This window comes from Streptococcus sp. 27098_8_86, assembly GCF_041432595.1.
In the GTDB taxonomy this organism is placed as follows: domain Bacteria; phylum Bacillota; class Bacilli; order Lactobacillales; family Streptococcaceae; genus Streptococcus; species Streptococcus pneumoniae_F.
On the sequence record NZ_JAPVZW010000019.1, the window covers coordinates 1 to 5,225 of the forward strand.

The window sequence follows — 5,225 nt, forward strand, 5'->3', positions numbered from 1 at the left end:
TATGCGGATAAGGCAGCTTATCGTGCTCAGGAGACAGGAAAAGCCCTCTGGGATAAAGTTACCCATATGGATGCTATGATGCAGGAGGCTTGACCTTTGAGATTGCCAGTCTTTTTGTCGGTCCAGCAGCTGTAGGTAAGATGGCTAAGGGGACCAAGTTAGGAGCTAAGGCAGCTGAGATGATTCAGTTAGCCAAGAACAGTACCAAGGCAAGAATTCTCGCAAATGTTGAAAAATGGGGTTCAAAGGTTGACAATATCCTAGCGAAGAGCAATAATGTCATTGGAAAATTTGGGGAGAAACTATTAGATACCCGAATCCCAGTTGGTATTCGTAAAGAGGCAATTGCCTTTGCGGGAGGTATGGGCTCAATGCCTACCCCTACCTTCAGCGTTGAGAGTAAGACTCTGCGTGATGTGATGCACTTCTCTAGCAAACATGCGGATGATGCAGCAAGAGGTGTAGGTGGTTCTGGGAAGGCGGAGCGCTTCTATGATGATATTATTCCAACAGTTAAAAATGGTAAATTTAATGAGTGGTTTGATAATTTAGCTCCAGAAGAACTAGAGAAATTATGGGAAATCCCAGAATTACGTAAAAAAATCGAAGATAGAATAAGAAGACCAGGTGGTTACCATGAATGGCATCTTGTTTCTCGGACTCCTCAATTTAAAAAATGGGGAGTTTCCATGGATGATATCAAAGAAATGAGAAGTTTAATTGAAGATGTGCAGTTCATAAATCCTCGTGGAGTACATGGAGGACGGGGCTCTACAAAAGCTCATAATGAGATATTAAAAATCATTGATTCGTCATACGATTATGAGGAATTTGCACACAGATTAAATGAATGGGCAAGTCGAAGAATGAAAAATGGAATTTTAGATTTACCAGAAGGGTTGAGAAGGTATTAAAAATGAAACAAAAAGTATCGTTATGGCTTGGTAATTTTGCCAGTCAAGAAGAATTTCAAGAATACTTCAAAATTTCATATAAAGAGGATGGGGATAGCGTTTCTTCAGAATTTGAGACAGACTTTCATTTGTCGTACTACGATAGAGATTTAGTTGAAAAAGATTGGGTTGATGTTTCTGAAAATAATATTGATGTTTTGCTTGAAGGTTTCTCATACGATGAAGAGATTATTATGCAGTTTCCTAAAATATCATCAACCTATAATACAATTGTTTTGATTTATGATTTTGATTATTCTAAAGAAGAATTAAAAGTAAGTAACAATGGTTCTGGGACATTAGAGTTTATTGGTATCGCAGAATACGATTACTAAGCGTAGCATATAAGGAATTCTGGCACATCATCACCCCATCCAAGCCTGGCTGAAGGATCGCTCGAATGAGATTGGTTCCTGGTGGGGAGATGTCGTTGAGGGCACACGGAATCTACCGCTTCCTCAAGAGATGAAAGATACACTCCTGTTTGCGGAAGGTTTTATTGGTGCAGCTGGAAGTATGGTTTCAGAGACTGCCATCGGAGCTGTAGATTTGACTCAGATCATTGGTATTGCCAGTATTGATGGTGTCAATCGCTTAACAGGAGGTCAAACTCCAGAGTGGATGAAGCGGGACTTGCAAGGGACGGCAGATAACCTGTCTAGCCTTGCGGAGTTAGGAGTAGGAACTTACACTGCTCTGACGGATCCAGGAGCAGCTATGCGTGGCCAGGATCCCAATGCCAGCTATGCGGATAAGGCAGCTTATCGTGCTCAGGAGACAGGAAAAGCCCTCTGGGATAAAGTTACCCATATGGATGCCTATGATGCAGGAGGCTTGACCTTTGAGATTGCCAGTCTTTTTGTCGGCCCAGCAGCTGTAGGTAAGATGGCTAAGGGGACCAAGCTAGGAGCTAAGGCAGCTGAGATGATTCAGTTAGCCAAGAACAGTACCAAAGCAAGAATTCTCGCAAATGTTGAAAAATGGAGATCAAAGGTTGACAGGATTCTTGCGAAGGGCGATGATAACATCAAGCGTTTCACCAAAAATCTACTGAAGAAAGAGCTTCCTTTCTCAGTAGGAAGCGAAGTTTTAGCTGGTGTAGGTAGAGTAGGTCATCAGCCAAAAGTCGGTGAGGTCATTCAGTATTTTAAGGATAAAGCTCGGGATGCTTATTCAAAACTTTCGAGCTCCAGAGGAGGATTTTCTTGGACTCTACGTGGAGAAAATGTTGAGATACCCAATATTTCCTTGAAAGAAATCGAGTATGTTAAAAGAGCTAGAGAAGAATATCAAAAATTAAGAAGAGAATTTGACTTAACTGTTCGAAAAGAATTTTTAAAGGATATTTCCAAAGATACTGATAAATTACGAGAGTTGGGATTCAGTGAGTCCGATATACAAAAATTAGCAGATGGTTTAGTTCCTAAAGGTTACCAAGTTCATCATCAGTTGCCATTAGATGATAGTGGAACAAATAGTTTTGAGAATCTTGTCTTAATAAAGAATGATCCTTATCATAAAGTGGTAACTAATTATCAACGGCATATTGTTAAAGGTATGGAAGTTGGAGACTCTAAATTAGTTGATTGGCCATTCTTTACAGATAATATTTATCCAAATTAGAATAGAGGAGATATAAAAAATGTGGATGAATTTTATTTCAAAAATTTCAGAAATTGAAGAAAAGTACGGAGATTCTGTTAATAGTGGAGTTCCAAATACTGTTTTTTCAGCTCTTATGAAGAAACATAACGTTTGGCCGAATGATGAAGTAATGGAAGATTATAAAAGATTTCTTTCTCAAGTAAATGGAATTGATTTTAATGGTTTCATTTTGTATGGTATTTCTCAAAAAACAAACCCAGATATTATAGATGAAGATGTCTATGATATATTTGAAATGAATATTATTTGGCATGAGGAATCTAGTAACAATAGCTATTTCTTTTTAGGTGAGAGTGGTATGAGTTGGTATGTCTATGATACTTTTGATAGAGTATATAAGGAGTTAGATTTACCTTCAGGAGATCTAGTTAACAAGTATAGTACTCTAGACGACTTATTGGCATCTGTTTTAAAAACAGCATTGAACTAGCATTAGTAGTTAACTCTAGAAAAATGGGGTTCAAAGGTTGACAATATCCTGTCTAAGAGCAATAATGTCATTGGAAAATTTGGGGAGAAATTATTAGATACCCGAATCCCAGTCGGCATTCGTAAAAAGGCATTTGCCTTTGCGGGTGGTAGGGGCTCAATGCCTGCCTTCGGTGTTGAGAGTAAGACTTTACGTGATGTGATGCACTTCTCAAGCAAACATGCGGATGATGTGGTGAGAACAACTTATTTAGGATCAAAAGTAGTTACCGAGGAGAGTGTACTTGTTGAAGCATACAAAAAATTACGCAAGAACAAGGAGATTTCAGGACAAGCTCATCATTTAAACCAAGATGCAGCATTTAGAGATGTTATTCCTAGAAATGAGGGACTGTCAATAAAACTAGAAGGAAATATACGTAAGGATATAGGTAGTCCGCATTATAAAGCTCATAAATCATTAGAAGAATTTTGGGATCAATATAGGAGAAAAGGTGAGTTATATGGTGATATTCCAACAATATCTGATTATAATTCTGCCCTAGAGAATTCGTTAAAAGAAGCAGGTTTAACTCCTAGTCAGGCAAAACAAGCGGTCTCTCAAGCAATTAGACAGCAGGAATCCTATGGTTTAATGGTTGATGATTTTGTACCACGTATACCTAATAAAATGTATCTTCCTAAGTAAGTAGTAAGGTGTGTATCTAAAATGAAAATAATTTCAGAAGTAGTTGATAATTTAACTAGTATAAAATTATTAGTGAATTCTCGAAAAACTAATATTCCTATAATAGAGCTAGATAAGTTATCCATTGCGGAAAAAAATATCACAAGTTTAAAATGGGAAAATTTTGTTCTTGAACAACGTGGTGATCTAACCGCATATTTATTAAAAAATGAGAGAGAAATTTTCAAAAAATGGAATGAATTGAGTAGGGATGCAAAAGAAAGAATTATTCCTATTGTTACAAAAAAACTGTTTGCTTTAGTCGAAGAAAAAAAAATATTTGAATCAATGATACCTCAAATTAGATTTGATATAATTAATATTTCGATATATTTAACGATAAAGAATGAATGTATGAATGTAAATTCACCGTTTTTTGATGATTTATATACTTTATATCGATTGGGTTATATTCCCTGTGGCTATGCTAAAGGGAAATATAAAGTATTATAGGGAGAGATAAGGAGAAATAAATGGAAAAGCAATATGTAAGCGAGTCATTAAGAATAGCAAATGATATTATCCAATTGGTTAAAATTGATCTAAAGGACGAAATGAATAGGCAAATTTTAGCTTCCTATATATTTGGTGTTTTAAATGCTAAAGCAATTCAAGAGTCCATTTCTCCAATCGATGTTCAAGTTACAATGATTCGTGTTGGAATAGAAGCGTTGGGCTATAGTCCAGAGGCAGCTACTCAAATGACGCAATTTGTTATCGATGCCACAGATAAGAATTTCCATCCAACTGTATATGCAATAATACATAGAGGAATAGAGGCGTTTTATCTCTATAGTAATGAGAAATACGAGCAACTAAAAGAGGATTTTGATAATATAATGGCATCCATAAAATAAGGTGGGTTTGCTTTAAGAAGAAAATAATGGAGGAAAGAATGTATTATTTTAAATCGTTAGAGAGACCTATCTCAAATTCAGAACTATCAGAGATAGAAAAAGAAATAAATGTAATACTTCCAGAAGACTATAAGGAATTTCTATTAAAAGTTAATGTGGGTATTCCTAAAGAGCAGTACTTATCGTTTTTTATTGATGATTTAAATGAAGAAGTAATTTTTGGAACAATGTTAGGTATTTCAGAGAATAAAAACTTTAGTCTAACGGATTGGAACTCAGAATATCAAATGGAACTTCCATACGATTCATTTGTCTTCGGAACGGAATATGGAGGAGGGTTATTTGTTATGATTGTGAGTGGAGAAGATAGAGGAATTTATTTTTGGGACCACACATTTATATTTGACCAGTCGTCGGTAGATTCAAATGTATACTTTTTGGCAGATAATTTTACTAATTTTATAGAAAAGTTATATATTTCTGAACCATAGAAATACAAAAGGGGAATCCTATTTATGAGTGATAAATTCCTTGAATCAGCCAATGTGAGGTTTAAGTAATGGTTCAATACGATAAGAATAAGATTTTTACAAG

The 5,225-nt window shown here is 35.8% G+C and carries 8 protein-coding genes; all 8 read left to right on the forward strand.

All coding sequences use genetic code 11. The annotated features are described in order from the left end of the window. The first annotated feature begins 89 nt into the window (after positions 1 to 89). The gene (locus O3616_RS09855) at positions 90 to 914 is read left to right on the forward strand and encodes a hypothetical protein (protein WP_371638775.1); all 825 of its coding nucleotides are present in this window, start codon (positions 90 to 92) and stop codon (positions 912 to 914) included. A 2-nt stretch (positions 915 to 916) separates the two neighbouring features. Continuing rightward, on the forward strand, positions 917 to 1,288 hold the full coding sequence (locus O3616_RS09860; protein WP_254736783.1) for an immunity 22 family protein: 372 nt from the start codon (positions 917 to 919) through the stop codon (positions 1,286 to 1,288). Positions 1,289 to 1,418: 130 nt separating this feature from the next. After that, entirely contained in the window at positions 1,419 to 2,576 is a 1,158-nt protein-coding gene (locus O3616_RS09865) for a hypothetical protein (protein ID WP_371638776.1), read from the forward strand. Positions 2,577 to 2,595: 19 nt separating this feature from the next. Next, positions 2,596 to 3,048 carry a YrhA family protein gene (locus O3616_RS09870; RefSeq protein ID WP_070843096.1) on the forward strand — a complete coding sequence of 151 codons (453 nt, stop codon included), beginning with the start codon at positions 2,596 to 2,598 and terminating at the stop codon, positions 3,046 to 3,048. Positions 3,049 to 3,207: 159 nt separating this feature from the next. Then, a complete protein-coding gene (locus O3616_RS09875) occupies positions 3,208 to 3,735 on the forward strand; it encodes a hypothetical protein (protein ID WP_371638777.1) in 528 nt (175 codons plus the stop codon). 21 nt (positions 3,736 to 3,756) lie between these two features. Continuing rightward, positions 3,757 to 4,227 carry a hypothetical protein gene (locus O3616_RS09880; protein ID WP_004262752.1) on the forward strand — a complete coding sequence of 157 codons (471 nt, stop codon included), beginning with the start codon at positions 3,757 to 3,759 and terminating at the stop codon, positions 4,225 to 4,227. Positions 4,228 to 4,247: 20 nt separating this feature from the next. After that, on the forward strand, positions 4,248 to 4,631 hold the full coding sequence (gene imm48 / locus O3616_RS09885) for an Imm48 family immunity protein (protein WP_070843097.1): 384 nt from the start codon (positions 4,248 to 4,250) through the stop codon (positions 4,629 to 4,631). Between the two features lie 38 nt (positions 4,632 to 4,669). Further along, positions 4,670 to 5,122, forward strand: a complete 453-nt coding sequence (locus O3616_RS09890) for an SMI1/KNR4 family protein (protein ID WP_371638778.1) — start codon at positions 4,670 to 4,672, stop codon at positions 5,120 to 5,122. Positions 5,123 to 5,225: the final 103 nt, after the last annotated feature.